26 protein-coding genes and 1 other RNA gene are annotated in these 26,109 nt (G+C 59.3%); 5 read left to right on the forward strand and 22 right to left on the reverse strand.

The genetic code is table 11. The features are described from left to right. Positions 1 to 2 precede the first annotated feature (2 nt). The 14 genes from ACSSVC_RS29865 to rsmI form a co-directional block, all read right to left on the reverse strand. Positions 3 to 959 carry a D-alanine--D-alanine ligase gene (locus ACSSVC_RS29865; protein WP_404937621.1) on the reverse strand — a complete coding sequence of 319 codons (957 nt, stop codon included), beginning with the start codon at positions 957 to 959 and terminating at the stop codon, positions 3 to 5. After that, positions 956 to 2,410: a UDP-N-acetylmuramate--L-alanine ligase gene (murC, locus tag ACSSVC_RS29870; protein ID WP_346633865.1), complete on the reverse strand. Its 1,455-nt coding sequence runs from the start codon at positions 2,408 to 2,410 to the stop codon at positions 956 to 958. Before murC ends, ACSSVC_RS29865 begins: the two co-directional genes overlap by 4 nt. Continuing rightward, the gene (murG, locus tag ACSSVC_RS29875; RefSeq protein ID WP_446439137.1) at positions 2,403 to 3,473 is read right to left on the reverse strand and encodes an undecaprenyldiphospho-muramoylpentapeptide beta-N-acetylglucosaminyltransferase; all 1,071 of its coding nucleotides are present in this window, start codon (positions 3,471 to 3,473) and stop codon (positions 2,403 to 2,405) included. The genes murC and murG overlap by 8 nt, the downstream gene beginning before the upstream one ends. Further along, positions 3,463 to 4,680, reverse strand: a complete 1,218-nt coding sequence (gene ftsW / locus ACSSVC_RS29880; protein WP_404937622.1) for a putative lipid II flippase FtsW — start codon at positions 4,678 to 4,680, stop codon at positions 3,463 to 3,465. The genes murG and ftsW overlap by 11 nt, the downstream gene beginning before the upstream one ends. Beyond that, positions 4,677 to 6,023, reverse strand: a complete 1,347-nt coding sequence (murD, locus tag ACSSVC_RS29885) for a UDP-N-acetylmuramoyl-L-alanine--D-glutamate ligase (RefSeq protein ID WP_492611803.1) — start codon at positions 6,021 to 6,023, stop codon at positions 4,677 to 4,679. Before murD ends, ftsW begins: the two co-directional genes overlap by 4 nt. A 5-nt stretch (positions 6,024 to 6,028) precedes the next feature. After that, positions 6,029 to 7,111 carry a phospho-N-acetylmuramoyl-pentapeptide-transferase gene (gene mraY, locus ACSSVC_RS29890; RefSeq protein ID WP_102860321.1) on the reverse strand — a complete coding sequence of 361 codons (1,083 nt, stop codon included), beginning with the start codon at positions 7,109 to 7,111 and terminating at the stop codon, positions 6,029 to 6,031. Further along, positions 7,111 to 8,478, reverse strand: coding sequence for a UDP-N-acetylmuramoyl-tripeptide--D-alanyl-D-alanine ligase (locus ACSSVC_RS29895; protein WP_492611804.1), 1,368 nt, complete (start codon positions 8,476 to 8,478; stop codon positions 7,111 to 7,113). The genes mraY and ACSSVC_RS29895 overlap by 1 nt, the downstream gene beginning before the upstream one ends. Next, entirely contained in the window at positions 8,471 to 9,934 is a 1,464-nt protein-coding gene (locus ACSSVC_RS29900; protein ID WP_346633861.1) for a UDP-N-acetylmuramoyl-L-alanyl-D-glutamate--2,6-diaminopimelate ligase, read from the reverse strand. The genes ACSSVC_RS29895 and ACSSVC_RS29900 overlap by 8 nt, the downstream gene beginning before the upstream one ends. Then, entirely contained in the window at positions 9,934 to 11,673 is a 1,740-nt protein-coding gene (locus ACSSVC_RS29905; RefSeq protein ID WP_123724771.1) for a peptidoglycan D,D-transpeptidase FtsI family protein, read from the reverse strand. The genes ACSSVC_RS29900 and ACSSVC_RS29905 overlap by 1 nt, the downstream gene beginning before the upstream one ends. After that, complete coding sequence (gene ftsL, locus ACSSVC_RS29910; protein ID WP_003188663.1) at positions 11,670 to 11,963, reverse strand: cell division protein FtsL; 294 nt, start codon at positions 11,961 to 11,963, stop codon at positions 11,670 to 11,672. Before ftsL ends, ACSSVC_RS29905 begins: the two co-directional genes overlap by 4 nt. Beyond that, positions 11,960 to 12,907 (reverse strand): 16S rRNA (cytosine(1402)-N(4))-methyltransferase RsmH, encoded by a 948-nt coding sequence (gene rsmH / locus ACSSVC_RS29915; protein ID WP_162884089.1) that lies wholly within the window; start codon positions 12,905 to 12,907, stop codon positions 11,960 to 11,962. The genes ftsL and rsmH overlap by 4 nt, the downstream gene beginning before the upstream one ends. Continuing rightward, positions 12,904 to 13,359 carry a division/cell wall cluster transcriptional repressor MraZ gene (mraZ, locus tag ACSSVC_RS29920; protein WP_019693566.1) on the reverse strand — a complete coding sequence of 152 codons (456 nt, stop codon included), beginning with the start codon at positions 13,357 to 13,359 and terminating at the stop codon, positions 12,904 to 12,906. Before mraZ ends, rsmH begins: the two co-directional genes overlap by 4 nt. A gap of 308 nt (positions 13,360 to 13,667) precedes the next feature. Next, positions 13,668 to 14,021, reverse strand: an RNA gene (gene rnpB / locus ACSSVC_RS29925) — RNase P RNA component class A. A 72-nt stretch (positions 14,022 to 14,093) separates the two neighbouring features. Continuing rightward, positions 14,094 to 14,948, reverse strand: coding sequence for a 16S rRNA (cytidine(1402)-2'-O)-methyltransferase (rsmI, locus tag ACSSVC_RS29930; protein ID WP_346633991.1), 855 nt, complete (start codon positions 14,946 to 14,948; stop codon positions 14,094 to 14,096). Between the two features lie 237 nt (positions 14,949 to 15,185). Between rsmI and ACSSVC_RS29935 the strand changes: the two genes are divergently transcribed. The 4 genes from ACSSVC_RS29935 (at position 15,186) to ACSSVC_RS29950 (ending at position 18,641) form a co-directional block, all read left to right on the forward strand. Then, the gene (locus tag ACSSVC_RS29935) at positions 15,186 to 16,997 is read left to right on the forward strand and encodes a penicillin-binding protein activator (RefSeq protein ID WP_492611805.1); all 1,812 of its coding nucleotides are present in this window, start codon (positions 15,186 to 15,188) and stop codon (positions 16,995 to 16,997) included. Further along, positions 16,997 to 17,368 (forward strand): YraN family protein, encoded by a 372-nt coding sequence (locus tag ACSSVC_RS29940; protein ID WP_446439134.1) that lies wholly within the window; start codon positions 16,997 to 16,999, stop codon positions 17,366 to 17,368. The genes ACSSVC_RS29935 and ACSSVC_RS29940 overlap by 1 nt, the downstream gene beginning before the upstream one ends. 104 nt (positions 17,369 to 17,472) lie before the next feature. Beyond that, the gene (locus ACSSVC_RS29945; protein WP_015636934.1) at positions 17,473 to 18,066 is read left to right on the forward strand and encodes a phosphoheptose isomerase; all 594 of its coding nucleotides are present in this window, start codon (positions 17,473 to 17,475) and stop codon (positions 18,064 to 18,066) included. Further along, a complete protein-coding gene (locus ACSSVC_RS29950; RefSeq protein ID WP_346633858.1) occupies positions 18,063 to 18,641 on the forward strand; it encodes a BON domain-containing protein in 579 nt (192 codons plus the stop codon). The genes ACSSVC_RS29945 and ACSSVC_RS29950 overlap by 4 nt, the downstream gene beginning before the upstream one ends. 53 nt (positions 18,642 to 18,694) lie before the next feature. Here the strand turns inward: ACSSVC_RS29950 and ACSSVC_RS29955 are convergent, their stop codons facing one another. The 7 genes from ACSSVC_RS29955 to rplM form a co-directional block, all read right to left on the reverse strand. Next, positions 18,695 to 19,108, reverse strand: a complete 414-nt coding sequence (locus tag ACSSVC_RS29955) for a ClpXP protease specificity-enhancing factor (RefSeq protein ID WP_346633857.1) — start codon at positions 19,106 to 19,108, stop codon at positions 18,695 to 18,697. Positions 19,109 to 19,124: 16 nt separating this feature from the next. After that, complete coding sequence (locus ACSSVC_RS29960; RefSeq protein WP_102860311.1) at positions 19,125 to 19,742, reverse strand: glutathione S-transferase N-terminal domain-containing protein; 618 nt, start codon at positions 19,740 to 19,742, stop codon at positions 19,125 to 19,127. Between the two features lie 152 nt (positions 19,743 to 19,894). Then, the gene (locus tag ACSSVC_RS29965) at positions 19,895 to 20,677 is read right to left on the reverse strand and encodes a cytochrome c1 (protein WP_346633856.1); all 783 of its coding nucleotides are present in this window, start codon (positions 20,675 to 20,677) and stop codon (positions 19,895 to 19,897) included. Next, positions 20,677 to 21,888, reverse strand: coding sequence for a cytochrome b (locus ACSSVC_RS29970; protein WP_404937625.1), 1,212 nt, complete (start codon positions 21,886 to 21,888; stop codon positions 20,677 to 20,679). The genes ACSSVC_RS29965 and ACSSVC_RS29970 overlap by 1 nt, the downstream gene beginning before the upstream one ends. Then, a complete protein-coding gene (petA, locus tag ACSSVC_RS29975) occupies positions 21,888 to 22,481 on the reverse strand; it encodes a ubiquinol-cytochrome c reductase iron-sulfur subunit (protein WP_011063329.1) in 594 nt (197 codons plus the stop codon). Before petA ends, ACSSVC_RS29970 begins: the two co-directional genes overlap by 1 nt. A gap of 253 nt (positions 22,482 to 22,734) precedes the next feature. Then, positions 22,735 to 23,127 (reverse strand): 30S ribosomal protein S9, encoded by a 393-nt coding sequence (rpsI, locus tag ACSSVC_RS29980; RefSeq protein WP_003205364.1) that lies wholly within the window; start codon positions 23,125 to 23,127, stop codon positions 22,735 to 22,737. Positions 23,128 to 23,141: 14 nt separating this feature from the next. After that, positions 23,142 to 23,570 (reverse strand): 50S ribosomal protein L13, encoded by a 429-nt coding sequence (gene rplM, locus ACSSVC_RS29985; protein ID WP_007928449.1) that lies wholly within the window; start codon positions 23,568 to 23,570, stop codon positions 23,142 to 23,144. 247 nt (positions 23,571 to 23,817) lie between these two features. Between rplM and ACSSVC_RS29990 the strand changes: the two genes are divergently transcribed. Then, positions 23,818 to 24,858 carry an NADP(H)-dependent aldo-keto reductase gene (locus ACSSVC_RS29990; RefSeq protein ID WP_346633854.1) on the forward strand — a complete coding sequence of 347 codons (1,041 nt, stop codon included), beginning with the start codon at positions 23,818 to 23,820 and terminating at the stop codon, positions 24,856 to 24,858. Between the two features lie 79 nt (positions 24,859 to 24,937). On the opposite strand, the gene ACSSVC_RS29995 is transcribed toward ACSSVC_RS29990, so the two are convergent. Continuing rightward, the gene (locus tag ACSSVC_RS29995; protein WP_402884852.1) at positions 24,938 to 26,074 is read right to left on the reverse strand and encodes an acyl-CoA dehydrogenase family protein; all 1,137 of its coding nucleotides are present in this window, start codon (positions 26,072 to 26,074) and stop codon (positions 24,938 to 24,940) included. Positions 26,075 to 26,109 lie beyond the last annotated feature (35 nt).

Consider the following 26,109-nt stretch of genomic DNA (forward strand, 5'->3'; position numbering starts at 1 on the left):
ACTTAACCTCTCGCCTCAAGACTGGCTGCCAGGATGGCCAGGACCAACTGCTGGAAATCCAGACCGGCCGCACGAGCGGCCATCGGCACCAGACTGTGGTCGGTCATCCCCGGAGCGGTGTTCACTTCCAGGAACCAGAACTGTCCCTGGGCATCCTGCATCACATCGGCACGCGCCCAACCGGCAATACCGAGCGCCTCACAGGCTTTCGCCGTGAGGTCCATGAGTTCCTGTTCCTTGGCGCTATCGAGGCCGCACGGAATCCGGTACTGAGTATCGGAAGCCAGGTACTTGGCGTCGTAGTCGTAAAAAGTGTGGGGAGTACCCAGGGCGATCGGGGGCAACACCTGATCACGCAGGGTCGCGATGGTGAACTCCGGACCTTGGATCCATTGTTCGACCAACACTTGCGAATCGTAGGTACTGGCCGCCTTCCATGCGTCGATCAATTCGGGCGCGGAAGTCACCTTGGCCATACCGATACTGGAGCCTTCATGAGCCGGTTTGACGATCAAAGGCAGGCCCAGTTCCGCCACTGCGGAAATACAGTCGGCCTCGGAGCTCAATACTGCGTGGCGCGGCGTCGGAATCCCCAGGCTGTGCCAGACCTGCTTGGTGCGCAGTTTGTCCATGGCCAGAGCCGAAGCAAGGATGCCGCTACCGGTGTAGGGAATCCCCAGGCACTCGAGCAGGCCTTGCATGCTGCCGTCTTCACCGCCACGACCGTGGAGAATGATGAAGGCGCGATCAATCTTCTCGCTCAAGAGGCGCTGCAGCAGGTCGTCGCCGACATCAATGCCGAAGGCGTTCACACCGCCACTCTGCAAGGCTTCAATTACGGCCTTGCCGGACTTCAACGACACTTCGCGCTCGGCGCTCTTGCCGCCGTAGAGCACGGCAACGCGACCGAAATCGCTCGGCTTCACGGTGGAGAACAGATTGGCGTAGGCAGCGGTCATTTCGCCCCCTTGCCAGCGGCCACAGCACCGGCGAACAGCGGGCTGCTGAGCAATTTAGGCGCAAGGCCGCCGATATCACCGGCACCTTGGCACAACAGGATGTCACCGGCGCGCAGCAACGGCTTGACCAGCGGAGCCAGATCGACGCCACGTTCGATGTAGATCGGATCCAGCTGGCCACGCTGACGAATGCTGTGGCATAGCTGGCGACTGTCGGCGCCGGGGATCGGCTCTTCGCCGGCCGGGTAGACCTCCATCAACAGCAGGACGTTGGCATCGGCCAGCACCTGCACGAAGTCGTCGTACAGGTCACGGGTACGGCTGAAGCGGTGCGGCTGGTAGACCATCACCAGGCGGCGCTCAGGCCAGCCACCACGCACGGCCTTGATTACTGCCGCGACCTCGGTCGGGTGGTGCCCGTAGTCGTCCACCAGCATGACGTTGCCGCCTTCCACCGGCAGCTCACCGTAAACCTGGAAGCGCCGGCCCACACCCTGGAAGCCCGACAGGCCCTGGACAATGGCTTCGTCGCTGATGCCTTCGTCGGTGGCGATACAGATGGTCGCCAGGGAGTTGAGCACATTGTGGTTGCCCGGCATGTTCACCGACACGTCCAGCGGCTCGCGGTCGCGACGCAGCACAGTGAAGAAGGTCTGCATGCCTTGCTGGCGTACATTGATGGCACGCACGTCGGCTTCTTCACTGAAGCCATAGGTCACGGTCGGACGCTTGACCAGCGGCAGGATATCGCGCACCACCGGATCATCCAGGCACATCACCGCCAGCCCATAGAACGGCAGGTTGTGCAGGAAGTCGACGAAGGTTTTCTTCAGTTTGTTGAAGTCACCGTCGTAGGTCGCCATATGGTCGGCGTCAATATTGGTGACTACGGCTACCAGCGGCTGCAGGTGCAGGAAGCTGGCATCGCTTTCGTCGGCTTCGGCAATCAGGTAACGGCTGGTGCCCAGCTGTGCATTGGTGCCCGCTGCATTGAGCCGGCCACCGATGACAAAAGTCGGGTCCAGGCCACCGGCGGCGAATACCGAGGCCAGCAGGCTGGTGGTGGTGGTCTTGCCATGGGTACCGGCCACGGCCACGCCATGACGGTAGCGCATCAGCTCGGCGAGCATCTCCGCCCGCGGCACCACCGGAATACGGCGTTCCAGGGCAGTGGCGACTTCCGGGTTCGAGGTATTCACGGCGCTGGACACCACCAGCACATCGGCATTGGCGGCGTTTTCGGCGCGATGGCCGATGAAAATCTGCGCGCCAAAGGACTCCAGGCGCTCGGTGACCGGCGACGCCTTGAGATCGGAACCGGAGACCTGGTAACCCAGGTTCAGCAGCACCTCGGCAATCCCGCACATGCCCACGCCGCCGATGCCGACGAAGTGGATACGGCGGATGCGGCGCATTTCCGGTTGCGGCATGGCTTTTTGATTCTCAACCATGGGCCACCTCCAGGCAGATATTCACCACATCACGGGTGGCGTCGGGTTTGGCCAGGCGGCGCGCGGCCTGGGCCATGTTGTCGAGTCGTTCTGGTTGCATCAAAACCTCTGTCAGGCGAGCGGCAAGGTCCGCTGCACCAGTCGTTCTTTGCGGCATCAGGAAGGCAGCACCTTCACGAGCCAAATATTCGGCATTGCGGGTCTGGTGATCGTCGATCGCATGGGGCAAAGGCACCAGCATCGAAGGCAGACCGGCGGCAGCCAGTTCGCTGACAGTCAACGCGCCTGCGCGACAGACCACCAGGTCGGCCCAGCCATAGGCTTGAGCCATGTCTTTGATAAAGGGCTGCACCTGCGCCTCGACGCCGGCGGCGCGATAGCGGTCTGCAGTGACTTCATCGTGGTTTTTACCGGCCTGATGGAACACCTCCGGGCGCAGCTCGGGGGCGACCTGTGCCAGGGCTTCCGGCAGTAATTTGTTCAACGGCTCTGCCCCCAGGCTTCCGCCCAGGATCAGCAAACGCGCCTTGCGTCCGGCCAGGGCCTCGCGCGGTGTTTCGAGGAACAGTTCGGTACGCACCGGATTGCCCGTGGTGCGGCGGCTGTCCGAGGCCCCGAAGGTGTCCGGGAAAGCTTCGCAGACTCGGGCGGCCAACGGCACCAGCAGCCGATTGGCGGTACCGGCCACGGCATTCTGTTCATGAACGATGACCGGCACCCCGGACAACTTGGCGGCAACACCACCAGGGCCGGTCACATAACCACCAAAACCCAGCACACAGACCGGATTGAGTTGGCGAATGATCCGCCGCGCCTGGAGCACCGCCTTGATCAGTACGAACGGCGCCTTGAGCAGCGACAGCTTGCCCTTGCCCCGCAGCCCGGTGACGTTAATCAGATGCAGCGGCAAGCCGGCCGCCGGTACCAGTTCGTTCTCGATCCCACGGGGAGTACCCAGCCAGTGCACGCTGTAGCCACGGGCCTGGAACTCGCGGGCACACGCCAGCGCCGGGAACACGTGGCCACCGGTGCCGCCCGCCATGATCAGCACGTTAGCGCCCATGGACTGGATCCTCGGCAAAGTCACTCTCACTGAACTCCATCTCTTCACTGCCCAGGTGGGTTCTGCTCTCCCATTCGATACGCAGCAACAATCCGAGGCAGGCGCAGCAGATCACCAACGAACTACCGCCATAACTGAGGAACGGTAGGGTCAGCCCCTTGGTCGGCAGCAGACCGACGTTCACCCCGATATTGATCAAGAACTGACCAATCCATAGGAACGACAAGCCATAAGCCACATAGGCGGCAAAGAACTGCTTGGCTTTCTCGGCCCACAGACCGATGTACATGCCGCGAATACAGACGAATACGAACAGTGCCACCGTGCACAAGGAGCCCACGGCACCCAGCTCTTCGGCCAATACCGAGAACACGAAATCGGTGTGAGCCTCCGGCAGATAAAACTGCTTCTGCACGCTGTTACCCAGTCCAACCCCCAGCCACTCGCCGCGACCAAACGCAATCAGTGCCTGGGACAATTGATATCCGGCACCGAACTGGTCCGCCCAGGGGTCGGCAAAGTTGGTCAGACGCGCCATTCGATAGGGCTGCATCTGAATCAGCAAGACAACCGCTGCCACTGCCAGGACCACCATCAGGGAAAACCGGAACAGCCCGACACCGCCGAGGAACAGCATCGCCGCTGCGGCCCCCATCATCACCACGGTGGCACCGAAGTCCGGTTCCATCAGCAGCAGGCCCGCCATTGGGAGCAGAACGATGAATGGCTTGAAGAAGCCCATCCAGCTTTCACGCACTTCCTTCTGGCGCCGCACCAAGTAGCCGGCGAGGTAGATCACCACGAACACCTTGGCAATCTCGGAGGGCTGAACGTTAAAGAAGCTGAAACCGATCCAGCGCATCGAACCGTTCACTTCACGGCCGATCCCCGGAATGATCACCATCACCAGCAAACCGAAGGCACCAATCAGCATCATCCAGCCCAGGCGCTGCCAGGTGGCGATGGGAATCATCATGGTAACAATGCAGGCCCCCAGGCCCAGCACGATGTAGATCAGGTGGCGAATCATGTAGTACAGGGCACTGCCCGACTGCGCCGCCGCCACTTCGGTAGAGGCCGATGCAATCATGACCAGCCCCAGGCCGAGCAGCGTCAGGCAGCCGGCGAGCATCGGGAAATCCAGGTCGATGCCACGCCCGGTGATAAGCGGCGACGGATACGGCTTGATGAAATTCCTCAAGTTCATGCCAGCTCCTCCACGACACGGACGAACTGGTGACCCCGGTCTTCGTAATTCTTGAACATGTCGAAACTGGCGCAGGCGGGCGACAGCAACACCACGTCACCAGGCTGTGCAGCGGCGCGGCATTGAGCCACAGCGTCGGCCAGCGAATCGACACGAATCAGCGGCACAGCATCGCCAACCGCCTCACCGATCTTGTCGGAGTCACGGCCCATCAAGATCACCGCGCGGCAGTTGGCCGCTACCGGATCCCGTAGATCCTTGAACTCGGCGCCCTTGCCGTCGCCACCGGCGATCAGCACGATCTTGCCATCGATGTCCGCGCCCAGGCCTTCGATGGCAGCCAAGGCGGCGCCGACGTTGGTGGCTTTGGAATCGTTGTAATAACCCACGCCATCCACGTCGCGAACCCACTGGCAACGGTGCTCCAGGCCGGCGAAGGTGCGCAGAGCCGAAAGCATGGCGTCGAACGGCAAGCCGACCGCATGCCCCAGGGCCAATGCCGCCAGGGCGTTGGACTGGTTATGGGCACCACGGATCTTCAGTTCGCGCACCGGCATCAGGTTCTGGAACTCGAAGGCCAGGTACTTCTCACCCTTTTCTTCCCGCAGGCCAAAGCCCTTGAAATCGGGCTTACCCAGGCCAAAGGTCCAGCACGGCAGGTTCTCACTCAGCAACGGCCGGGACAGCGCATCCTGGCGATTGACCACCACTTGCCGCGCGCCCCGGAAGATCCGGTGCTTGGCCAGGTGATAGGCCGGCAGGCCGCTGTAGCGGTCCATATGGTCTTCGCTGATGTTCAGCACGGTGGCCACTTCGGCGCACAACTGGTCGGTGGTCTCCAGCTGGAAGCTGGACAGCTCCATCACGTACAGCTCGACGTCGTCGCTGAGCAGATCCAGGGCCGGAGTGCCCAGGTTGCCGCCCACGGCGACCAGCTTGCCCGCCGCAGCGGCCATCTCGCCCACCAGGGTGGTCACGGTGCTTTTCGCGTTGGAACCGCTGATGGCGACAATCGGCGCCTTCGCGTTACGCGCGAACAGCTCGATGTCACCGGACAATTTCACGCCACGGGCAGCAGCGGCCTGCAGGGCCGGGGTCGCCAGGGCCAGGCCTGGGCTCACGTAGAGCTCGTCGGCACGGCACAGGAACTCGACATCCAGCTCGCCACAACGCACGTCCACCTGCGGGTAGTCACGACGCAGCGTGGCCAGCTCAGGTGGATTCTCCCGCGTATCGGCCACCGCAAAAGCAACGCCCCGGTTCGCCAGGAAGCGAACCAGGGACATGCCGCTCTTGCCGAGGCCGACAACGATGCGGAAGTGGTCAGAAGCGATCAGAGACACTCGTTCTACCTCAGCTTCAGGGTGGCAAGGCCGATCAACACGAGAATCACGGTGATGATCCAGAAACGGACGATCACACGAGGCTCGGGCCAGCCCTTGAGTTCAAAGTGGTGGTGAATAGGTGCCATGCGGAACACACGGCGACCAGTCAATTTGAAGGAAGCCACCTGGATCACCACCGACAGGGTCTCCATCACGAACACGCCGCCCATGATGAACAGGACGATTTCCTGACGGACGATCACGGCGATGGTGCCCAGGGCCGCGCCCAGCGCCAGCGCGCCGACGTCGCCCATGAAAACTTGTGCCGGATAGGTGTTGAACCACAAGAAGCCCAGGCCTGCACCGATCAGCGCACCGCAGAAGACGATCAGCTCGCCCGCCCCCGGTACATAAGGAATCAGCAGGTATTCGGCGAACTTCACGTTACCCGACAGGTAGCAGAAGATCCCCAGCGCGCCGCCGACCATCACCGTCGGCATGATCGCCAGGCCATCGAGGCCGTCGGTCAGGTTGACCGCGTTGCTCGAACCGACGATGACGAAGTAGGTCAGGACCACGAAACCGATGCCCAGAGGAATGCTCACGTCCTTGAGCATCGGGATCAGCAAGGTGGTTTCCACCGGGCTCTGCGCGGTCATATAAAGGAAGATCGCAGCGCCCAGGCCGAACACCGATTGCCAGAAATACTTCCAGCGGCTGGGCAAGCCACGGGAGTTCTTCTCGATCACCTTGCGGTAGTCATCGACCCAACCGATGGCGCCAAACGCCAGGGTCACCACCAGCACTACCCACACATAGTGGTTGCGCAGGTCGGCCCAGAGCAGGGTGCTGATACCGATGGCGGAAAGAATCAGCGCGCCCCCCATGGTCGGTGTACCCGACTTGGACAGGTGAGATTGCGGACCGTCATTACGCACGGCCTGGCCGATCTGCCGGTTTTGCAGAGTACGGATCATCCACGGACCCAGGCACAGCGCCAAAGACAGCGCAGTCAGTACCCCGAGAATCCCGCGCAGGGTCAGGTACTGAAAGACCGCGAAGCCTTTGTAGAACTGTTGCAGGTACTCCGCTAGCAGCAGCAGCATCAATGTTTCTCCGTGCTCGAGCCGCACAAAGCCGCGACGATGTTTTCCATCACCGCGCTGCGCGATCCCTTGATCAAAATGGTGGTATTTGGGTCTTGCTCGACGTCCAGGGCAGCAATCAGATCAGCCTGGCTGGCGAAGTGGCGCGCGTGTTCGCCGAAGGCGGCGACAGCATGAGCCATCATCGGGCCTACGGCGTAGAGGGCCGAAACCTTGCCAGCGGCATACGCACCTACTTCGCGGTGCCCCTGCTCCGCCCACTCGCCCAACTCGCCGATGTCTCCGAGCACCAGGACGGTGCGGCCGGAAAAGCCGGTGAGTATATCAACGGCGGCACACATTGAGGTGGGGTTTGCGTTGTAAGTGTCATCAATCACCCGCATGCCGTTCTTGGCCAGTTGGGCAACGGTGCGGCCCTTGACCGGCTGCACCGCATTCAGGCCGGTGACGATGCCGAACAGCGAGACGCCCATGGCATGGGCCGCGGCTGCGGCGGCCAAGGCGTTGGCCACGTTATGGGTGCCAAGCAGGTTCAATTGCACCCTATCCACGCCCTTTGGGCTGTGCAATGTGAAGGACGGGCAACCACGGGCATCACGACCGATATCCGAGGCATGAAAATCTGCTGCGCTGTTGTCCAGGGCAAAGCTCAGCACCTGACGACCGGCGGCGCGGGTCTTCCAGATCGGGAAGGCCTTGTCGTCCAGATTCAGCACGGCAATCCCGGCGCTATCGAGCCCCTCGAGAATTTCGCCCTTGGCTTCGACGATTTTCTCCGGGCCGCCGAACTCACCGACGTGAGCGGTACCAGCGTTATTGATGATCGCCACATGGGGACGAGTCATGGCCACGGTGTAGGCGATTTCGCCGATGCGCGACGCGCCAAGCTCGATCACGGCAGCGGTGTGTTCGGGGGCCAGCTCCAGAAGTGTCAGCGGCGCGCCCAGGTCATTGTTCAGGTTGCCCCGGGTTGCCAGCACCGGACCACGGGTACGCAGGATACTGGCCAGCATCTCCTTGACCGTGGTCTTGCCGCTGGAACCGGTCACCGCAGCCACCGGCCGGGTAAAGGCGCCACGATTCAGAGCGCCCAATTGGCCGAGGGCCAGACGGGTGTCCTTGACCAGCAATTGAGGCAGCGTGCTGTCGGGAACTTCACGTTCGACCAACGCGGCTACGGCACCTTTGCCCGCCACTTCGTTCAAGTAATCGTGACCGTCAAAACGGGGGCCGGTCAGGGCAACGAATAGCTGCCCCGCCTGAATCGCCCGGCTATCGATACTGACACCACTGAAACGCACATCGCCCGCGATCAGGCGGGCGTCCAATGGAGACGATACTTCACTGAGCAGCAAGGCTTTAAGCATGTGCCACCTCCCATGCAGTCAAGGCCTTGTCGGCTTCAGCAAGGTCGGAGAAGTCATGGCGCTGGCCATTGATCTCCTGATAATCCTCATGGCCCTTGCCCGCCAGAACCACCACATCGTCTGCCGACGCGGCGGCGATCAATCGAGCAATGGCGAGACCACGACCGGCTACAAAATCGACCTTGTCTACCGCGCTGAAACCAGCACGGATATCGTCGAAAATCTGCGCTGGGTCTTCACTGCGTGGATTGTCATCGGTGACCAGCACGCCATCTGCCAGGCGCTCTACCACTTCTGCCATCAGCGGACGCTTGCCACGATCGCGGTCACCGCCGCAGCCGAACAGGCAGAGCAGGCGCCCCTTGGCGTGAGGGCGCAGGGCCAGCAATACTTTCTCCAGGGCATCCGGAGTGTGGGCGTAATCCACTACCACCAAGGGTTGAGTACCACCACCCAGGCGTTGCATGCGCCCAGCAGGACCTTCGAGCTTGGGCAGCACGGCGAGAATTTCATCCAGTGCGTACTCCAGGCCCAACAAAGCACCGACCGCCGCCAGCACATTGCTCAGGTTGAAGCGTCCGAGCAAGGTGCTGCGCAGATGGTGTTCACCCTGCGGAGTCACCAGGGTTGCGCGCACGCCGTCGTCATCAAAGTTCGCCTCACGGCAGTACAGATAAGCAGAGGCATCCTCGAGGCTGTAGGTTATCAACCGCGATTCGTGCTTGTCCGCTGCCAGTTGCCGACCGAACTCATCATCGAGATTGATCACCCGGCAACGCAGGTCAGTCCAGTTGAAGAGCTTCGCCTTGGCTGCGCCATAGGCTTGCATGGTTCCGTGGTAATCCAGATGGTCGCGGGACAGATTGGTCAGCACCGCAACATCGAAAGCCAGGGCCGCCACGCGCCCCTGATCCAGACCATGGGACGAGACCTCCATGGCCACCGCCTTGGCACCGGCGTTCTTCAGATCAGCCAGGGTCGCCTGCACCGCGATAGGGTTAGGCGTGGTGTGCAAGCCACTTTCCAGCGCGCCATAGAAGCCAGTACCCAGCGTGCCTACCAAACCGCAACGCTGGCCCAAAAGATCCAGCGCCTGGGCCACTAACTGGGTGACGCTGGTCTTGCCGTTGGTACCGGTCACGCCCACCAGATTCAGCTGGCGGCTTGGATCCCCATAAAAGCGCCCGGCAATATCCGACAACTGCGCCGCCAGGCCCTTGACTGGAATCAGCGGCACATCGGTCAGCGGCAGCACGGTTGCACCTTCCACCTCATAGGCCACTGCAGCAGCACCGCGCTGCAAGGCGTCGGCAATATGTGCACGGCCGTCAAACTTGGCGCCGGGTACCGCCAGGAACAAATCACCGGCACGTACATTGCGGCTGTCCAGCGTCAACTCGCGGATCAGCAGATCGCGGCCGGCGTGGGCGAAAATCTTGTTCAGGCTAAGAGACATTAGCCGCGCCCTCCATTGGCTCGTACTGGGGTACCGGGCGCCGCATTGGCCTGTTGCGTGGCCGGCAGATTATCCGGAGTGATGTTCATCAGGCGCAGGGTGCCGGACATCACTTTGCTGAACACCGGAGCCGATACCAGGCCACCGAAGTAACCGGCCTTGCTCGGCTCGTCGATCACTACCACGATGGCGTAGCGCGGATCGCTCATCGGGCCGAAACCGGCAAATAGCGAACGATAGGAGTTCTCGGCATAGCCCTTGGTGCCTACCGACGTCTTGCGCGCGGTACCACTCTTGCCAGCCACGTGATAGGCCGGGACCTGGGCACGGAACACGCCCCGGGGAGCCTCGATCACCTGCTGCAGCATGCCCTGCATGGTTTTAGCGACGTTTTCCGGAATCACCTGAGCGGTTTGCGGCGTCTTGTCGGATTTGATCAGCGTCAGCGGAGCAATCCGACCATTGTTGGCCAACGCGGAAAACGCGTGGACCAGTTGGATCGCGGTCACCGAGAGGCCGTAGCCATAAGACAGAGTTGCGGTTTCAGCCTTGCGCCACTCACGGTAGTTCGGCAGGTTGCCGACTCGCTCGCCAGGGAAGCCGAGGCCTGTGTCCTGACCCAGACCGATCTTCTGCGCCAGACGGAAAATGGTTTCGCCACCGATATCGAAGGCGACCTTACTCATGCCGACGTTACTGGAGTTGATCAGAATACCGGTCAGATCGAGCACCGGCCCTTCGGTCTTCGACACGTCACGAATGGTGTACTTGCCCAACTGCAGGGTGCCCGGATAAACCTCGACAGTATCGCTGGGCTTCCAGCGTCCGGTTTCCAGGGCGGCACTCATGGAGATCGCCTTCATGGTCGAGCCGGGCTCGAATACGTCGATCATCGCGCGGTTACGCATCATCGCCGGCTGCAGATTGCGGCGATTGTTCGGGTTGTAGGTCGGCTGGTTGACCATGGCCAGGATCTCGCCGGTCTTCACGTCCATGATCACCAGGCTGCCGGCCTTGGCGCCGTTTTCGACAATGGCATTGCGCAGTTCACGGTTGGCCAGGTATTGCAGGCGCAGGTCAATCGACAACGCCAAGGGCTTGCCGGCCTTGGCGTTCTTGGTGACCTGGACATCCTTGATCAATCTGCCTCGCCGGTCCTTGATCACCTGGCGCTTGCCGGGAACGCCGGCGAGCCATTCGTCATAGGCCAGCTCGACCCCTTCGCGGCCACGGTCGTCAATGTCGGTAAAACCAACCATGTGCGCAGTCACTTCGCCGGCCGGATAGAAACGCCGGAACTCCTCGATGCCATAGACGCCCGGCACCTTCAGATCGAGCACCGCTTGGCCCTGTTCAGGGGTCAGACCCCGAACCAGGTAGATGAATTCTTTATTGGCCTGAGCTTCGAGACGCTCAGTCAGCGCCTTGGGGTCCTGACCAAGGGCCATGGCCAATGCTGGCCAGCGGTCCTTGGCCAATTGCATTTCCTTGGCATTGGCCCAAAGCGTGGTCACTGGCGTACTTACGGCCAGAGGCTCGCCATTGCGGTCGGTGATCAGGCCACGATGGGCAGGGATAGGAATATGCCGGACACTGCGCGCATCGCCCTGCCCCTTGAGGAAGTCACGGTCGACCACCTGCAAATCGATAATGCGCCAGCCAATCGCCGACACCATGATCGCCAGCAAGCCCAGCACCACACGGAAACGCCAAGGGTAGAGAGCGCCTTCAAGTTTCATGGCGCCACCATGCGAACTTCAGCCGCGCCCGGGATGTGCATCTTCAGCTGTTCAGTGGCCAGCACTTCGATCCGGCTATGAGCGGTCCAGGTGCTTTGCTCAAGAATCAACCGTCCCCATTCGGCCTGGGCCTTGTCACGCACACTCAACTCGCCATACAGCGTATTGAGTAATTGACGATTCCAGTGAGCGCTGTAGGACACCGCAATCGCGGAGACCAAAACGCCAACGAATAGCAGAAGCATGAAAAAGCTTCCGCCTGGAAGAGGCTTGGCGAAGAGCTTGCTCACCGAAGCTTCTCCGCAACACGCATGACCGCACTACGGGAACGGGGATTGGCTTTGAGCTCGGCCTCGGAGGCGAACTGCGCTTTGCCATGAATCTTGATTTTCGGCACGAAGGCTTCAAAACGTACCGGCAGGTTGCGCGGCAGATTGTCGGACTCGCCCTTCACCAGGCGCCGCATGAATAATTTGACGATGCGATCTTCCAGGGAGTGAAAGCTGATCACCACCAAGCGACCGCCCACTTCCAGCGACTCCAGCGCTGCTTCAAGGCCAGCCTCGAGATCGCCCAGTTCGTTATTCACATGGATGCGCAATCCCTGGAAAGCCCGGGTAGCAGGATTCTTGCCCTTCTCCCAGGCAGGATTGGCGACTTTCAATACTTCGGCCAGATCGGCAGTACGTTCGAAGGGCTGGATTTCACGACGCTCGACCACGGCTCGCGCCATGCGCCCGGAGAAGCGCTCTTCGCCGTACTCCTTGAACACACGGGCAATTTCCTCGACGGGCGCGGTGGCAATGAACTGCGCAGCGCTAATGCCACGAGTCGGGTCCATGCGCATGTCCAGAGGGCCATCATTGAGAAAACTGAAGCCACGCTCAGGATCGTCCAACTGTGGAGAAGACACGCCAAGATCCAGCAGAACACCACTGACCTTGCCTGCCAGGCCGCGCTCCGCGACCTCCGAACCCAACTCGGCAAAACTGCGCTGTACAACGACAAAGCGGCCGTCTTCGGCCGCTAGCGCTTGCCCGGTGGCAATCGCTTGGGGGTCCTTGTCGAATCCGAGGAGTCGGCCCTCCGTTCCGAGCTTGCTGAGAATCAAGCGGCTATGCCCGCCACGGCCGAAGGTGCCATCCAGATAGCAGCCATCAGGGCGCACGGCGAGAGCCTCGACGGCTTCGTCAAGCAGCACGGTGATGTGGTTAAAGCCGCTATCAATAGTCACAGGATCAAATCACGCAGTTCATCAGGCATGGCGCCCGGTTGTTGAATAGCCGCCAGGTCAGCTGCAGAAACAGCATCCCAGGCATCCTCGTCCCACAATTGGAACTTGTTCAGTTGGCCCACCAGCATTGCGCGCTTATCCAACTTGGCATATTCACGCAGGCGCGGTGGCACCAGAAAACGACCACTGCCATCGAGCTCGAGATCGACGGCATTACCAATCAGCAAACGCTGCAAACGACGGTTCTCTTCGCGAAGCGAAGGCAGTGCGCGCAGCTTGGTTTCTATCAGCTCCCACTCATCGAGGGGGTAAACACACAAACAAGGATCAACCGCGTCGATGGTGACGATTAATTGCCCAGAACTTCGCGAAACGAGCTCGTCACGATACCGGCTCGGCATGGCGAGACGGCCTTTTGCATCGAGACTGATAGCGTTAGCTCCGCGAAACACGTCAGCGTTTCTCCAAATTTTAGCGTTTTGCGCTCAAAAAACCCACTTCATGCCACTTTCCGCCACTTGCGCACACTATAGGAATGCGCCCACACCACCGTCAAGGCGCGCAGCGACGGAAAAGCCTTATAGAACGGAGATTTAGGAGACTAAAAGGAGAGGTAACGAGAATTCGGAGGGCATTCCAGAGCATCAACTTCAGACAGCCCAATAAGCTGCAGCACGAAGTTAAAGTAATTTATTAAGAGTAAGATTTTTTCGGTATTACAAAAACGCTTCTGCTATTGATTCAAGCAGGGAGGGAAAAGGTGGAGAGTCGATCTGTAAGCCGGGTTCTGTCGAGGACAGTCATTCCTCTACGATGGCCATCACTGGACATCTTTAGCAACCTACCCGGTTCCAGCGCGGGCCACGCCTTGGAACCCTATTTGGTCTTGCTCCGAGTGGGGTTTACCTAGCCACGAACTGTTACCAGACGTGCGGTGCGCTCTTACCGCACCTTTTCACCCTTACCGGCACCGAAGTGCTTAGGCGGTTATTTTCTGTGGCACTTTCCGTAGGCTCACGCCTCCCAGGCATTACCTGGCACTCCGCCCTATGGAGCCCGGACTTTCCTCCCCCCTCTAATTTTCATAGAGGGCAGCGACTGTCCAATCGACTCTCCGCCGCGAAGGTTAACGGCAGAGAGGCCCAAGAACAAGCGCTAAAAGCCTTTGGCCACCCTGCTACGCAATTTATTGCTCTTTCTGTTTATTCAGGGCCACCTGATACAGCACATTCTTGCGCTCACCCGTGATCTCAGCCGCCAGCGCCGCCGCCCTTTTGAGAGGCATCTCCTCAAGCAACAGGTCAAGAATGCGCATCGACTCACTACTGATCGCCTCATCGCTTTCCGGCGCCGTCCATCCCGCCACCAGCACTACGCACTCACCGCGCTGCTGGTTGCTGTCGGCCTCCACGAACTGACGCAACTCGGAAAGTGGTAGCCCCTTGAGGGTCTCGAAGGTCTTGGTCAGTTCTCGAGCCAACAGTGCCGGTCGCTCGCCACCAAATACCGTCTCCATATCCTGCAGACACTCAAGAATACGATGCGGCGCCTCGTAAAAAATCAACGTGCGAGGCTCTTCCTTGACCAACTCCAAACGCCCCCGCCGCCCAACGGCCTTGGCCGGCAGAAAACCCTCGAAGATAAACCGATCCGATGGCAGGCCTGCCGCCGACAGTGCCGCGATCAATGCGCAGGCCCCTGGCACAGGAACCACATTGATGCCTGCTGCACGGGCCTGCCGCACCAAGTGATAACCCGGATCGGAAATCAACGGCGTTCCGGCATCGGAAATCAATGCGACATCATCACCCGCCAATAAACGGGTAATGAAACGACTGCCCTCATCACGCTCGTTATGCTCATGGCAGGCTGCCAAGGGCGTGGAAATGCCAAAGTGCTGCATCAGACGCTGTGAGTGCCGAGTATCCTCGGCAGCGATCAGGGACACTTCGCGCAACAACTTCAGGGCCCGGGCACTGATGTCGTCCAGGTTGCCGATGGGCGTCGCCACCACATAAAGCGAGCCAGCAGCGGAATTCAAAGGACCTGGAGCAGTCAAAGCGCACACCTCTTGATCGGCAAAAGCGCCATTGTAGCGCGTTGAAGTCCTCTCAATATGCCTGGCGATCGTTCAACACTGCAGCCCTTTGTGGCCTTTTATGCGCTACAGCAACATTTGCACCCGTTAAATAGACGGTTTATCGCCAGTAACATCGCGCCCCGGCCAGCGCTTGGGTACAATTCCACGCTCATTTGATCGAGTATCAGGAACACTTACATGATCGCTTGCCTGCGGCTGCTTCTTGCCCTCTGCCTGGCTACCCTTTTGGTGGCTTGCGCCAGCTCGCCCTCTTCCAGCCTTGGCGAACTTCCACGGACACCGGATGCCAGCATCGAGCAATTGCTCGAACAGGCCGCCACCAGCAAAAGCCCGGACAAGGCAGCCCTGCTGCGCTTGAGCGCAGCAGACCTGGCATACCGCCAGGGCAACGCCGGACGCGCCGGACAAATCCTCCAGCAAGTGCCGCTGGATCAGCTCAAACCTGCCCAGCAGATCTTCGCCAGCACTCTGACAGCAGAGCTGGCCATGATCCGCAATCAGCCGAAAGCCGCACTGACTGCGCTGAGCCACCCAAGCCTGCAGCACCTCAGCGAACTGCCTGCAACTCAGCAGATCCGTACCGGCAACGTTTATGCGCGCGCTCTGGAAGCGGACGGCCAGACGCTGGCTGCCGCCAAGCAGCGGATTCTTATCGCGCCCCTGCTGAAAGATGAAGCGGCGGCAAAGAACCATGAGGCCATCTGGGTACTGATTGCCGCGCTGCCCACCGACCAACTGCAATCTGCAGGCAACGATGACCTGGCCGGCTGGTTGAGCCTGGCCTTGGCAGTCAAGACCGCCGGTACTCTGGAGCAACAACAGTCGGCCATTGATAACTGGCGCGCGCAGAATCCAAAGCATCCTGCCGCCATTCAACTGCCTCAACCGCTGACCCAGCTTAAAGAGCTGGCTAGCCAGCCTGTTTCGAAAATTGCCCTGCTACTGCCACAAGATGGGCCCTTGGCTTCGGTTTCCAAGGCCCTGCGTGAAGGCTTCATGGCCGCTCACTACCAGGCTCAGCAAGCCGGGCAAAAGCCACCCAGCATTGAGTTTTACGACAGCTCGCGCCTGAGTTCCCTGGACGACTTCTACCGCAAAGCCCAGGCTGCCGGTGTGCAACTGGTAGTCGGCCCCCTGGAAAAACCACTGGTCAAGCAACTGGCTACACGCTCGCAGCTGCCGATTACCACCCTCGCACTGAACTACAGCGAAGGCGAACAAGGCCCGGCGCAACTGTTCCAATTCGGCCTGGCGGCCGAAGACGAAGCCCGTGAAGTCTCTCGTCGCGCCCGCGCCGATGGCCTGCATCGCGCTGCGGCGCTGGTCCCCAAGGGTGAGTGGGGCGACCGCGTGCTCAAGGCCTTCCGCCAGGACTGGGAAGCCAACGGTGGTAGCGTGATCGGCATCGAGCGAGTCGATCAGCCTGTCGCTCTGGCCCAACAAATTGCCGACTTGTTCCGACTGCGCCAAAGCGAGGGTCGCGCCAAGAGCCTGCAGAGCACCGTAGGCACTCAAGTCGCCGCACAACCGTCGCGCCGCCAGGATATCGAGTTCATTTTCCTCGCTTCCACTCCGCAGCAGGCACAGCAGATCAAGCCGACCCTGAACTTCCAGTACGCTGGCGATGTTCCAGTGTATGCAACCTCCAACGTGTTCAGCGCCAGCGGCGATCAGAATCAATACAACGATATGAACGGTGTAATGTTCTGCGAAACACCTTGGCTGCTGGATGCCAATGGCCTTCTGCGCCGCCAAGTCACTGCACAATGGCCACAAGCTGGAGGCAGCCTCGGTCGCCTGTACGCAATGGGTGTCGACGCCTATCGCCTGGCACCACGCCTGGGTCAACTCAAGGCCCTGCCTGACAGCCGGATCGAGGGCGAGTCCGGTAGCCTGGGCATGGCCGCCGGTCAGCGCATTGAGCGTCAACTGCCCTGGGCCAAGTTCGTCAATGGCCAGGTCACCCGCCTGCCCGACACACCGCGCTAATGCTCCAAGGATCACGCCAGCAAAGCGGAAGAGATGCCGAAAGCCAAGCGCTCCGGCATCTCCAACAGCAAGGGCTGCGCCTGCTGGCGCAGAACTGGCTGTGCAAACGCGGCGAGCTTGATCTGGTCATGCTTGACGGCGATACAGTAGTATTCGTCGAAGTCCGCTACAGACAACACACGCAATGGGGTGGAGCTCTGGGCAGTATCGATGGGCGCAAGCGTCAAAAACTGATTCTTGCCGCGCAGACTTTCCTGCAACGCGAGTCACGCTGGTCCAACCACCCCTGCCGTTTCGACGTGGTCGCCATTGAAGGCGCCCCGGGTGCAGAAGCCCGTTTGAACTGGCTACGCAATGCCTTTGATAGCTGAAAGACGCCCTCAGGCCGCACCCATTTTCACTCAACTTTTTTGCTCTTTGCTTTGCGGGCTGCACATTCACGTGCCACCAAGCCGCGCCACTTAAGGTCACACAGATGGACATGCAATCCCGAATTCGCCAGCTTTTTCAGGCCAGCATCGACACCAAGCAACAGGCGATGGACGTACTTGCACCGCACATCGAGCAGGCCAGCCAGGTCATGGTCAATGCCTTGCTCAATGAGGGCAAAATGCTCTCCTGTGGCAACGGTGGCTCCGCCGGCGACGCCCAACACTTCTCCTCCGAGTTGCTCAACCGCTTCGAACGTGAACGCCCCAGCCTGCCCGCCATCGCTCTGACTACCGACAGCTCGACCATCACTTCGATTGCCAACGACTACAGCTACAACGAAGTCTTCTCCAAACAGATCCGTGCTCTCGGCCAACCCGGCGATGTGTTGCTGGCAATTTCCACCAGCGGTAACTCGGCGAACATTATTCAAGCCATTCAAGCCGCACATGATCGTGAAATGATTGTCGTAGCATTGACCGGTCGCGATGGCGGAGGCATGGCCTCGCTGCTACTGCCTGAAGACGTGGAAATTCGCGTACCGGCCACCGTCACTGCACGTATTCAAGAAGTCCACCTGCTGGCGATCCATTGCCTTTGCGACTTGATCGACAGCCAATTGTTCGGGAGTGAAGAATGACCCCTAATCGCCTTGGCCTTCTGGCCTTGACCTTGTGCCTCGGCATCACTGGTTGCAGCTCGGTGATTACCGCCACCCGCGACAAACCAATCGATGACGATCGCGGCACCCGCACCTTCGGCAGCAAGATCGACGATTCACTGATCGAAACCAAAGTCGCCGTGAACGTTGCCAAGGCCAACCCGGACCTGGAAAACAACTCGCACATCGTCGTCACCAGCTTCAACGGTATCGTCCTGCTGGCCGGCCAGACACCGCGCCCCGACCTCAAGGCCATGGCCGAACAGGCCGCCAGCGAGGTGCAGCGAGTCAAGAAGGTACATAACGAACTGCAAGTGCTGCCGCCCTCCGGATTCCTGGCACGGCAGAACGATGGCTGGCTGACCACCAAGATCAAGACCCAGATGCTTACCGACGCCAGCATTCCCGCTTCACGGATCAAGGTCGTGACCGAAAACGGCATCGTCTATTTGCTGGGCCTGCTGACCCAACAGGAAGCCGCCCAAGCCACCAGCCTGGTACAAGGCGTCTCCGGCGTACAAAAAATCGTCAAGCTGTTTGAATACATCGACTGACACAGCACAGCAGCAGATACAAAAAAGGCGATCCATCCGGATCGCCTTTTTTATTACTTGACCACTTTCAGGCTCGGCCGGCCGCTAGGCCGTGGCGGCTCGCTGTCCGGTGGAGGCAGGTCGTCTTCCGGCTCGATATCGTCCTCCTCATCCAGAGGCGATTCCAGATCAAAGACCATGCCCTGCCCATTCTCCCGCGCATAAATCCCAAGGATCGCAGCAACCGGCACGTGCAGACTATGAGGTACACCGCCGAAGCGCCCCTCGAAAGTGACTGCATCATTGTCCATATGCAGATGGCGCACGGCACTGGGAGATATATTCAGGACAATTTGCCCATCACTGGCGAAACCCTGGGGCACCTGCACAGCCGGGTAATCGGAGTTGACCAGCATGTGCGGGGTGCAATCGTTGTCCACAATCCACTCATAGAGCGCGCGGACCAGATAAGGTCGACTGGAGTTCATAGCGGCTCCTTAAGCCTCAGCGCATATCACGTTCGACACCAGACAAACTCGCCTGGAAAGCCTCACGCGCAAATTGGCGGTCCATATAATCAAGCAGCGGCTTGGCCTGCCGCGGCAGTTCGATACCCAGAATTGGCAATCTCCAGAGTATGGGCAGTAGGCAGCAGTCCACCAGGCTTTGTTCCTCACTGAGGAAAAATGGCTTATCGGCGAACAACGGAGAAACCCCTGTCAGACTTTCGCGTAATTCCTTACGCGCCTGCACCCGCACCGCCTCTTTGGTCCGCGAATCCAGAATCAGGTCCACCTGCCCACACCAATCACGCTGGATGCGATGTATAAGCAAACGGCTGTTGGCACGCGCAACAGGGTAAACCGGCAGCAATGGAGGATGAGGGTAACGCTCATCCAGGTATTCCATCACCACTGTCGACTCCCACAACGCCAGGTCCCGATCGACCAGCGTTGGCAAGCTCCCATAAGGGTTCACTTCGATCAGTTTCGGCGGCTGACGCCCCGCCTCCACACTGATGATCTCGGCGCTGACACCCTTCTCCGCAAGCACAATGCGCACCCGGTGGGAATAGTGGTCGGCGGGGTCGGAGTAACAGGCCAACCGATTGGTCACGCCCATGGCGATCCTCCTCGCTTGTTGAAATTATCGGAAGCAGAAAAAACAAGCGCGCCCTCAGGGCGCCTCTGGTAACCCCCGAATGATACAGGGTTGTTACAGCTTCAGAGACGCCCTTGGGCGCGCATGTTCAACAACTGACGCTTAAAACGCTATCAATGCACATCCTTCCAGTATTCGCGCTTGAGCAGATAGGCGAATACGAAGAAGAAGGCCAGATACAAGAGTACGTAAGTACCGATGCGCTGGTGTTGCAGCTTGACCGGGTTGGCCGAGTAGGCCAGGAAGGTCACCAGATTCTTGACCTTCTCATCGAACTGCGCCTCATTGAGGGTGCCGGTGTTTTCCTTGATCGTCAGCTGATCACAAGCCTCATGAGTCAGAGGAGTACCGGTCAGCGGATCGTATTGCTTCTTACCGTCTTCGACGATCTGAACCTGTTTGCAGCCAACCACCTGACGGCCTTGCAGACCGACCAGGACGTTAGGCATGCCCACATTCGGGAAAACCTTGTTGTTCACACCCCAAGGGCGAGCCGGATCCTCATAGAAGGATTTCAGATAGCCATAGAGCCAGTCGGTACCACGAACGCGAGCCACCAGGGTCAGGTCAGGTGGCGCAGCACCGAACCAAGTCTTGGCGTCCGCCGGCTGCATACCGATGTTCATGTGATCACCGATCTTCGCACCGGTGAAAACCAGCTTGCTCAACATCAGGTCATGAGGAATGCCCAGGTCATCCGCAACTCGCTCATAACGCTGGAACTTGGCGCTGTGGCAGCCCATGCAGTAGTTGGCAAAGGTGCGCGCGCCGTCTTGCAAGGCAGCCTTGTCAGACAGATCGATATCGATCTTTTCCAACTCAGGACCACCGTGCTCGGCCGCGAAAGACAATACAGGCATAGCAGCAAGAATCAGTACAGCAAATAGCTTTTTCATCAGCCAGTCACCCTTTCCGGAACCGGTTTGGTCTTCTCGAGCCTGGTGTAGAACGGCATCAGAATGAAGTAGGCGAAGTACAGGAAGGTACATACCTGCGACAGCAACGTACGCCCTGGAGTCGGCGCCAGTACACCCAGCACACCCAGGATCACGAACGAGATGCAGAACACCAGCAGCCAGATCTTGCTCAGCCAGCCTTTGTAGCGCATGGACTTGACCGGACTACGGTCAAGCCAAGGCAATACAAACAGGACAGCAATCGCGGCGCCCATGGCAATAACACCCATTAGCTTGTCAGGCACCGCACGCAGAATCGCGTAGAACGGAGTGAAGTACCAAACAGGAGCAATATGCTCAGGCGTCTTGAACGGGTTGGCCGGTTCGAAGTTCGGCTTCTCGAGGAAATAACCACCCATCTCCGGGAAGAAAAATACGATCGAGCAGAAGATGAACAGGAACACCACCACGCCGACAATATCTTTCACGGTGTAGTAAGGGTGGAAAGGAATGCCATCCAGCGGGATGCCGTTCTCATCCTTGTTCTTCTTGATGTCGACGCCATCCGGGTTGTTCGAACCCACTTCGTGCAGCGCCAGGATGTGCAGCACCACCAGACCGAGGATAACGATCGGCAGGGCCACCACGTGCAAGGCGAAGAAGCGGTTCAGGGTGATACCGGAAATCAGGTAGTCACCACGGATCCACTGAGTCAGGTCATCACCAATGACCGGGATCGCACCGAACAGCGAGATGATCACCTGGGCTCCCCAGTAGGACATCTGGCCCCAGGGCAGCAGGTAGCCCATGAACGCTTCGGCCATCAGCGCCAGGTAGATCAACATGCCGAATAGCCATACCAGCTCACGAGGCTTCTGGTAGGAACCGTAGAGCAGGCCACGGAACATGTGCAGGTAGACCACAATGAAGAACGCCGAAGCGCCAGTGGAATGGAGCAGACGCAGGATCGCGCCGTACTCGACGTCACGCATGATGTACTCAACGGAAGCAAAGGCCTCTTCCGCCGAAGGGGTATAGCTCATGGTCAGCCAGACGCCGGTGACGATCTGGTTGACCAGAACCAACAGTGCCAGGGAGCCAAAGAAATAGAAGAAGTTGAAGTTCTTCGGAGCGTAATACTTGCTGAGATGGTCTTCCCACATTTTGGTCGCGGGGAAGCGCGCATCGACCCAATCCATGAACTTGCTCATCACGCTTTCTCCGTGTCGACGCCAATGACAATGATGTCATCCGACTCATAGGAATGCGGGGGTACTGGCAGGTTCAAAGGCGCAGGTTGCGACTTATAGACGCGACCAGCCAGATCGTAGTGGGAGCCGTGGCAAGGGCAGAAATAGCCACCTACCCAGTCCTTGCCCAGATCCGCGGGCGCCACTTCAGGACGGAAGGTCGGAGAACAGCCCAGGTGGGTGCAAATACCGATCAGCAGCAGAATTTCTGGCTTGATCGAGCGCACTTCCGGGTCGACGTAGGTTGGTTGTACCGAGTTCTTGGAGTCAGGGTCAGACAACTGGCCCTCGATCTTTTTAAGATTCCCCAGGATCTCCTCAGTCCGGCGGACGATGAATACCGGCTGACCACGCCATTCAGCAATCATCTGCTGACCTGGGTCGATCTTGCTGATATTCACTTTCACCGGTGCACCTGCGGCTTTCGCCTTGGCACTGGGAAACCATGACCCCACGAACGGGACCGCAGCCCCCACCGCTCCAGCAGCACCCACCACGGATGTGGCTGCTACTAGGAAGCGACGCCGGCCTGCATTCACGCCGTCATTGCTCATTCAGTCCTCTCCCATCAGCTTTGTGGCCTGTTAAATCAGGCATCTACTAAGTAAAAATCTGAACTTATAAAAATTTTGCCGAATGGTAATGAAAAGCCCCTATTCTGACAAGGTAATTACCAAGCAGACCCAGCCCGAAGCCTTGTAGTATAGGGCCTCCGCGGATGTGGCAAGTTGTCACAGCGCAAATTCTAGACAATAAAAAACGCCCAGCTCCGCGAGGAGACTGGGCGTTTTTGAACGCAGTAGCGAATTAACGCTTGGAGTATTGCGGACGCTTACGCGCTTTACGCAGACCCACTTTCTTACGCTCAACTTCACGTGCGTCACGGGTTACGAAACCAGCTTTACGCAGAGCGCCGCGCAGAGTTTCGTCGTAATCCATCAGAGCGCGAGTGATACCGTGGCGGATTGCGCCAGCTTGACCACTTACACCGCCGCCGATAACGGTAACGTAGATATCGAACTTCTCAACAGTCTCGGTCAGCTCCAGCGGCTGACGAACTACCATGCGGGCAGTTTCGCGGCCGAAGAAGTTATCCAGGGAGCGGTTGTTGATCGAGATGTTGCCAGTGCCCGGACGCAGGAAAACGCGTGCGGTTGCAGTCTTGCGACGGCCAGTGCCGTAATTTTGAGTCGCCGACATAATGAACTATTCCGTTAAATCTTCAGTTCTTGGGGCTGCTGAGCAGTATGAGGGTGAGCAGCGCCCGCATAGACTTTCAGCTTACGGTACATGTCGCGACCCAGCGGGTTCTTAGGCAGCATGCCTTTTACCGCGGTCTCGATCACGCGCTCAGGGGCTTTAGCGATCAGCTTTTCGAAGTTGATCGACTTGATGCCGCCCGGGAAACCGGAGTGGGAGTAGTACATTTTGTCAGTGGTTTTAGCGCCAGTAACACGTACCTGCTCGGCATTGATCACGACGATGTAGTCGCCGGTATCAACGTGAGGAGTGTACTCAGGCTTGTGCTTGCCACGCAGACGGCTCGCGATTTCGGTGGCCAGACGACCCAGGGTCTGACCTGCAGCGTCGACGACGAACCAGTCGCGCTTTACTGTTTCCGGTTTAGCAGTAAAAGTTTTCATTCTTTATAGCCTCAGGGGCCGCCCAGCAAAATAGACGGCGGATCTTACTGAATAGTGCGTACTTTGACAAGGTCAAAGGCAGCCGGACACAGACGCTATCGGGGGCTCGGGTCAGCGCGTCTGAAATACGGCAAGATTCTTCGGCAGGCGGCGCATCACTTCCACTGCAGAAAGAGCTGCCGAATTATGCAGATTGCGAAAAAAATTTCAACCTGCTTTTATGATTGTTTTGCCGAGGGAGCACCCGATGGACTATCGCCAGCTAGGCCGAACCGATCTGAATGTGAGTGCGATTTGCCTGGGAACCATGACCTGGGGCGAGCAGAACACCGAGGCTGAGGCCTTCGCTCAGATCGAGCGGGCCAAGAATGCCGGAATCAACTTCATGGACACCGCCGAGATGTATCCGGTGCCCCCCAAGGCCGAAACCTACGCCACCACCGAACGCTATATCGGCAACTGGTTCAAGCAACGCGGCGACCGCGCCGACTGGGTCCTGGCCAGCAAGATCGCAGGCCCGGGCAACACCATCGACTACATCCGCGATAAGCAGCTCAAGCACAACCGCAAGCATATTATTGAAGCCGTGGATGCCAGCCTCAAGCGCCTGCGGACTGACTGGATCGACCTCTACCAACTGCACTGGCCCGAGCGCAGCACCAACTTCTTCGGCCAACTGGGCTACAAGCACCAGGCCGACGAAGACTTCACCCCGCTGGAAGAAACCCTCGAAGCCCTGGACGAGCAGGTCAAGGCCGGCAAAATCCGCCATATCGGCCTGTCCAATGAAACACCCTGGGGAACCATGAAGTTCCTCGCCCTGGCCGAAAGCCGCGGCTGGCCAAGGGCCGTTTCGATCCAGAACCCCTACAACTTGCTCAACCGCAGCTTTGAAGTGGGCCTGGCGGAAATAGCCATTCGCGAACAGTGCGGCCTGCTGGCCTACTCGCCCCTGGCGTTCGGCTTTCTGTCCGGGAAGTACGAAGATGGCGCCCGCCCAGCCAAGGCGCGACTGAGCCTCTACAGCCGCTTCAGCCGCTACTTCAACCCACAGTCGGAAGCCGCCTGCAGCCGCTACGTGGCTCTGGCCCGCGAGCACGGCCTGGATCCGGCACAAATGGCCCTGGCCTTTGTCACCCAACAGCCGTTCGTGACCAGCAACATCATCGGTGCCACGACCCTGGAACAGCTCGACAGCAACATCGCCAGCGCCGAACTGAAGCTGTCGGAAGAAGTGCTGGCCGGAATCGAAGCAATCCATAAGGACCACCCCAACCCCGCACCATAACGCTCCCGCAGGAGCTGGCTTGCCAGCGAATGAACATAACGCGCAATGCGCTTCGTTCGATTCGCCGGCGAACCGGCTTCTACAATGAACGAGCGATGATTTCCTTCATGATCTCGTTGGTCCCCGCGTAGATACGCTGCACCCTGGCATCCGCCCAGGCCCGGGCGACCGGATACTCCCACATGAAACCGTAGCCACCGTGCAACTGCACGCATTCATCGAGCACCTTGCACTGCAGGTCAGTTCCCCAGTACTTGGCCATAGCGGCAGTCGGCACATCGAGCTTGCCTTGCAGATGCAGCTCCAGGCAGCGATCGACAAAGACCCGGCCGATCTGAATTTCCGTGGCCATTTCCGCCAGCTTGAAGCGGCTGTTCTGGAAATCGGCAATTGCCTTGCCAAATGCCCTGCGCTCACGGGTGTACTCCAGAGTCCATTGCAAAGCGGCCTCAGCGCTGGCCAGCCCGCCAATCGCCACAGTCAGGCGCTCCTGAGGCAATTCCTGCATCAGATAGGCAAACCCCATCCCGGCCTGCCCCAAGAGGTTTTCCTTGGGCACCCGCACATCCTGGAAGAACAGCTCCGAAGTGTCCTGGGCCTTCATCCCGACCTTCTCCAGTCGCTTGCCCTTGGAGAACCCCGGAGTGTTGGCCTCCACCAGAAACAGGCTGGTGCCCTTGGCTCCCGCCTTGGGATCAGTCTTGGCCACCACAATCACCAGATCGGCCAGAAAGCCATTGGTGATAAATGTCTTGGAGCCATTGATCACATAGTCGTCACCATCAAGCACCGCGGTGGTCTTCACCCCTTGCAGGTCGGAGCCCGCCCCCGGCTCGGTCATGGCGATAGCGGTGACCATCTCACCCGACACCAGCCTGGGCAGGTACTTCAATTTCAACGCTTCACTGCCGTAATGCAGGATATAGGGAGCGACAATGTCCGAATGCAAGGAAAAGCCAATGCCGGTCAACCCCAAGCGACCGACCTCCTCGATCACTACAGTGCTGTAGAGAAAGTCAGCACCCAAGCCGCCGTACTGCTCCGGGATGTGCGAACAGAGCATCCCTGCCTCCCCCGCCTTGCTCCACAGCTGACGGTCGATATAGCCCTGCTTTTCCCAATCGCCATGGAAGGGCACCGCTTCCTTCTCGAGAAAGCTGCGCACGCTGTCACGGAAGAGTTCGTGCTCGGAACTGAACAAAGTTCTGGGAATCATGCAGCCACCTGTGGTTGTTGTTGATCGGGATTGGC

This window comes from Pseudomonas sp. E1BtOHC1 (assembly GCF_058744285.1).

Coding starts and splice junctions, on each gene's coding strand:
- murC (WP_346633865.1), bottom strand. CDS start 2,410: ATGGTTGAGAATCAAAAAGCCATGCCGCAACCGGAAATGCGCCGCATC.
- ACSSVC_RS29865 (WP_404937621.1), bottom strand. CDS start 959: ATGACCGCTGCCTACGCCAATCTGTTCTCCACCGTGAAGCCGAGCGAT.
- ACSSVC_RS29895 (WP_492611804.1), bottom strand. CDS start 8,478: ATGCTTAAAGCCTTGCTGCTCAGTGAAGTATCGTCTCCATTGGACGCC.
- ACSSVC_RS29965 (WP_346633856.1), bottom strand. CDS start 20,677: ATGAAAAAGCTATTTGCTGTACTGATTCTTGCTGCTATGCCTGTATTG.
- ftsW (WP_404937622.1), bottom strand. CDS start 4,680: ATGAACTTGAGGAATTTCATCAAGCCGTATCCGTCGCCGCTTATCACC.
- ACSSVC_RS29950 (WP_346633858.1), top strand. CDS start 18,063: ATGACCCCTAATCGCCTTGGCCTTCTGGCCTTGACCTTGTGCCTCGGC.
- ACSSVC_RS29935 (WP_492611805.1), top strand. CDS start 15,186: ATGATCGCTTGCCTGCGGCTGCTTCTTGCCCTCTGCCTGGCTACCCTT.
- petA (WP_011063329.1), bottom strand. CDS start 22,481: ATGAGCAATGACGGCGTGAATGCAGGCCGGCGTCGCTTCCTAGTAGCA.
- murG (WP_446439137.1), bottom strand. CDS start 3,473: ATGGGCGCTAACGTGCTGATCATGGCGGGCGGCACCGGTGGCCACGTG.
- ACSSVC_RS29955 (WP_346633857.1), bottom strand. CDS start 19,108: ATGAACTCCAGTCGACCTTATCTGGTCCGCGCGCTCTATGAGTGGATT.
- ACSSVC_RS29940 (WP_446439134.1), top strand. CDS start 16,997: ATGCTCCAAGGATCACGCCAGCAAAGCGGAAGAGATGCCGAAAGCCAA.
- ACSSVC_RS29990 (WP_346633854.1), top strand. CDS start 23,818: ATGGACTATCGCCAGCTAGGCCGAACCGATCTGAATGTGAGTGCGATT.
- ACSSVC_RS29960 (WP_102860311.1), bottom strand. CDS start 19,742: ATGGGCGTGACCAATCGGTTGGCCTGTTACTCCGACCCCGCCGACCAC.
- ACSSVC_RS29970 (WP_404937625.1), bottom strand. CDS start 21,888: ATGAGCAAGTTCATGGATTGGGTCGATGCGCGCTTCCCCGCGACCAAA.
- ACSSVC_RS29900 (WP_346633861.1), bottom strand. CDS start 9,934: ATGTCTCTTAGCCTGAACAAGATTTTCGCCCACGCCGGCCGCGATCTG.
- ACSSVC_RS29905 (WP_123724771.1), bottom strand. CDS start 11,673: ATGAAACTTGAAGGCGCTCTCTACCCTTGGCGTTTCCGTGTGGTGCTG.
- rpsI (WP_003205364.1), bottom strand. CDS start 23,127: ATGTCGGCGACTCAAAATTACGGCACTGGCCGTCGCAAGACTGCAACC.
- rplM (WP_007928449.1), bottom strand. CDS start 23,570: ATGAAAACTTTTACTGCTAAACCGGAAACAGTAAAGCGCGACTGGTTC.
- mraY (WP_102860321.1), bottom strand. CDS start 7,111: ATGCTGCTGCTGCTAGCGGAGTACCTGCAACAGTTCTACAAAGGCTTC.
- ACSSVC_RS29995 (WP_402884852.1), bottom strand. CDS start 26,074: ATGATTCCCAGAACTTTGTTCAGTTCCGAGCACGAACTCTTCCGTGAC.
- ACSSVC_RS29945 (WP_015636934.1), top strand. CDS start 17,473: ATGGACATGCAATCCCGAATTCGCCAGCTTTTTCAGGCCAGCATCGAC.